We start from the raw sequence: 3831 nt of genomic DNA on the forward strand, positions 1-3831 counted from the left end.
CGCCCGTACCGCAGCAGCACACCCCGCCGCCCATGCCGCACACGCCCGTGCCGCAGCCGCCGCTGTCCACCCCGCCTCCGGGACAGCGCCCCGCGCCCGCCCGTATCGACCAAGTGCGGGCAGAGCTGGACGAGTTGAGTGACTATCTGCGCAAGCACGACGAGGGCGGAAGGTGACCGTGGCGGCAGGACGGGTCGTCGCGGACCGCTATGAACTGTCCACGCTGATCGGGCAGGGCGGCATGGGCCAGGTCTGGACGGCGTACGACCGGCGGCTGGACCGGCGCGTGGCGGTGAAACTGCTGCGCCCCGACAAAGTGGCGGGCCAGGAGGCCGACGAACTGCGCCGCCGCTTCGTACGCGAGTGCCGGGTGACCGCGCAGGTCGACCACCCCGGGCTCGTCACGGTGCACGACGCGGGCAGCGAGGGCGAGGAGCTGTTCCTCGTCATGCAGTACATCGACGGCGCCGACCTCTCCGACCACCTCGCCGAGCACGACCCGTACCCGTGGCAGTGGGCTGTCTCGGTCGCGGCCCAACTGTGCGCCGTACTGAGCGCCGTGCACGCCGTGCCGATCGTCCACCGCGACCTGAAGCCGCGCAACGTGATGGTGAAGCAGGACGGCACGGTCACCGTCCTCGACCTGGGCGTCGCCTCCGTCATGGACGCCGACACCACCCGCCTCACGCACACCGGCACCCCCATCGGCTCGCCCGCCTACATGGCGCCCGAGCAGGCGATGGGCGGCGCGGTCGGCCCGTACACCGACCTGTACGCGCTCGGCGTGGTCCTGCACGAACTCCTCAGCGGCGACGTCCCGTTCGCGGGCTCCACAGCCCTCGGCGTGCTGCACCGGCACCTGTACGAGCCGCCGGTGCCCGTCCGCCACATCCGCCCCGAGGTCCCCGAGCCGCTCGAAGCGCTCGTCCTGCACCTGCTCGCCAAGGACCCGCAGCACCGCCCCGGCTCCGCGCAGGAGGTCTACGAGCGCCTCGCGCTGCTGCTGCCCGCGCGCGGGATGCCCACCGGGGCGCCGCTCGACCCCACGCGCCCGTTCCTGCGCCCGCACGCCCCCTGGCCGGACCGCGCCCGCACGCCCGCGCCGCAGCCCGCCCCGCTCGCGCCGCCCGCCGCCGAGAAACGCGATGTCGCCGCCGCCGTCGACGAGGTCAAGCGGCTGCTCGGCGAGGGCCGTATCACGCAGGCCGTCGACATCCTCGGCGCGATCCTGCCCACCGCCGCCGAGCAGCACGGCGTGCACTCCCCGGTCGTCCGCACCCTGCGCAAGCAGTACGCGGCCACGCTCATGGACGACGGCCAGTACCGGCGCGCGCTGCCCGAACTGCGCCGCCTCGCCGACGAACGCGCCGCCGAGGCCGGCCCGTCCGACCCGCAGTCCCTGCGCTACCGCTACGAGGCCGCCCAGTGCCTGGAGTCGCTCGGCGACCCGGCCGCGGCCCTCGCGGAGTACCGCGCGCTGCTGCCGTACTACGAGAACCAGTACATGGCCGGCGACCCCGAACTCGCCCACGAGGTCCGCCGCCGCATGGGCCACCTGCTGCTCGCCCTCGGCGACCGGGGCGCGGCCCACGAGACCCTCGCCCGCCTCCTGGTCGACGTCGAACGCCGCCACGGCCCCGGCCACCCGCTCGCGGCGGACATCCGGCGGACGCTGCAGTGGCTGGGGCAGGTGCGCGGCTAGCGAGACCGGCGGCTAGATTTTGCCGAGCACATTCAAGCCACACGCAACACCAGTCACGTACCAACCAGGGGTGGGGTCTTTCATGTCCGAGCACCGGCAGTCGAAGAAGCGCAGATACATAGCCTGGGGCGTCGCCGGTGCCGCCGTCGTCGCCGGCGGCGGTATCGCCGCGACGAACTCGATGGCCGCCACCACCTGGCCCGCCCAGAAGACCTACACCGGCCGCGCCTTCGACACCTGCGCCGCGCCCTCCCTCGCCGCGATGAAGGCCTGGCACACCGACGGCGCCTACGGTGCCGCCGCCGTCTACATCGGCGGCAAGAACCGAGGCTGCAGTCAGCCCAACCTCACCGCGTCCTGGGTCAAGTCCCTCACCACGGTCGGCTGGAAGTTCATCCCGCTCTACGTCGGCTCGCAGCCGTCCTGCGGTTCCGGCGGCTCGGTGAAGATCAGCGCCTCCACGGCCGCGGCCGTCGGCAAGTCCGAGGCGGACGACGCGGTCGCCAAGTCCGCCGCGCTCGGCTTCAAGGCCGGCAGCCCCGTCTACCTGGACATGGAGTCGTACGACATCACGAACACGGCCTGCAACAACGCCGTGTTGACGTACGTCCGCGCCTTCGACAAGGAACTGCACGCCAAGATCTACCGCAGCGGCCTCTACGGCTTCTCCAGCTCCAGCGCCAAGGCGATCGCGACCGCGACCAACAAGACGGACCTGCCGGGCAACCTCTGGTACGCGCTGTGGGACAAGACGTACACCACGACCTCGGACTGGCCCTGGGGCTCCACCCAGTTCACCAACCACAGCCGCGCTCACCAGTACATGGTCAACAGCAAGGAGACCCGCGGCGGTTACACGATCACCGTGGACCGCGACACGTGGGACGCGCCGGTCGCCATCACCGGCTGAGCACGGGGAAGCCCGAAGAGGCTGACTACGGGGAGCCCGCAGAGCCCACGCGTGCGTGCCGGTGCCCGAAGTCCTGGTGAATCGTTGGTCGAATGGGTTGGCCGCAGGCGACCCACTGCCTAACATCGATCACCGCAAGACTTTGTGCACCGTCGCACAATCTCCTCGGGAGGCTCCCTTGCACCGCCGCCGTCGCACCGCGCTCGTCCTCACCGCCGTGATCGCCGCCGCGGCCCCCGCCCTGACCGCCTGCGGAAACGAAACGCATCCAGGCGCCGCGGCCGTCGTGGGCGGCCAGCGCATCACCGTCGCGCAGCTGCAGAGCAGGGTCAACGAGGTGCGCACGGCCCAGCGGTCGGCCGTCCAGAACCAGGCACAGTACGAGCGTGCCATCGCCACCACCGGCGGCCTCACCCGCGAGACGCTCTACGGCATGGTCTTCGACCAGGTCGTCCACCGCGCCGCCCAGGACGCCGGAGTCACCGTCACCCGCAAGGACATCCAGGACATGCGGGCCGCCCTCGCCCAGCAGGCGGGCGGCTCCAAGGCCCTGGAAGCGACCTGGCTCGCCCAGTACGGCGTCCCCCCGCAACGCCTCGACGAGAACCTCCGCCTCCAGGTGGAGGGCCGCAAACTGGCCGCGAAACTCGGCACCGACACCACCCAGCCCGCCTTCTGGAAGGCCCTCTCCACCGCCTCCAAGGAACTCCACGTCGACCTCAACCCGCGCTACGGCACGTGGGACGTGGCCAAGAGCAGCCGGGTGGACGCGAAGACGCCGTGGGTGCGGGAAGTCACCGCGGCGGGGACTCAGCAGTCGGCGTAACGGTACGGCGGCTCGGCAGGCCGACGGGCAGGCAGGCCGGGTGTCGGCAGGCCCGGGTGTCGGCAGGCCGGCACCTCGGCAGGCCCGGGGGTTGGAGGCCGGCGGGTCGGTGCAGGTGGGCCGGAAGTCAGCGGGTCAGAGGCCGGCGGGTCGGAGCAGGCGGGTCGGAAGTCAGCGGGTCCGAGGCCGGCGGATCGGGTGTCGGCGGGTCGGAGTTCGGCCTGTGGACAACAGGGGTGCGCGCCGGCCGGGGAAAGCAGCGGCGCCCGTCGGCCTGTGGATAACGCGGTGTTCGCTGGCCTGTGGATAACTCCGGGGCTGTCGGCGGCGTGGGTTACGTTCGGTGGGTGAACGCAACCAGCCCCGCCCCCGAGGGCGGCCCCGCTCCCGAGG

3 protein-coding genes are annotated in these 3831 nt (G+C 72.1%); all 3 read left to right on the forward strand.

What is annotated here, in order from left to right; translation table 11 throughout:
* Nucleotides 1-214 precede the first annotated feature (214 nt).
* The 3 genes from AC31A1_RS48380 to AC31A1_RS48390 all read left to right on the forward strand — a co-directional run bounded on the left by AC31A1_RS48380 (nt 215) and on the right by AC31A1_RS48390 (nt 3438).
* Nucleotides 215-1702 carry a protein kinase domain-containing protein gene (locus tag AC31A1_RS48380; protein WP_489659426.1) on the forward strand — a complete coding sequence of 496 codons (1488 nt, stop codon included), beginning with the start codon at nt 215-217 and terminating at the stop codon, nt 1700-1702.
* Nucleotides 1703-1784: 82 nt separating this feature from the next.
* Nucleotides 1785-2612, forward strand: coding sequence for a glycoside hydrolase domain-containing protein (locus AC31A1_RS48385; RefSeq protein WP_489659424.1), 828 nt, complete (start codon nt 1785-1787; stop codon nt 2610-2612).
* 178 nt (nt 2613-2790) lie between these two features.
* Nucleotides 2791-3438, forward strand: a complete 648-nt coding sequence (locus tag AC31A1_RS48390) for a SurA N-terminal domain-containing protein (protein ID WP_489659425.1) — start codon at nt 2791-2793, stop codon at nt 3436-3438.
* Nucleotides 3439-3831: the final 393 nt, after the last annotated feature.

The organism is Streptomyces sp. P5F9, from assembly GCF_057961495.1.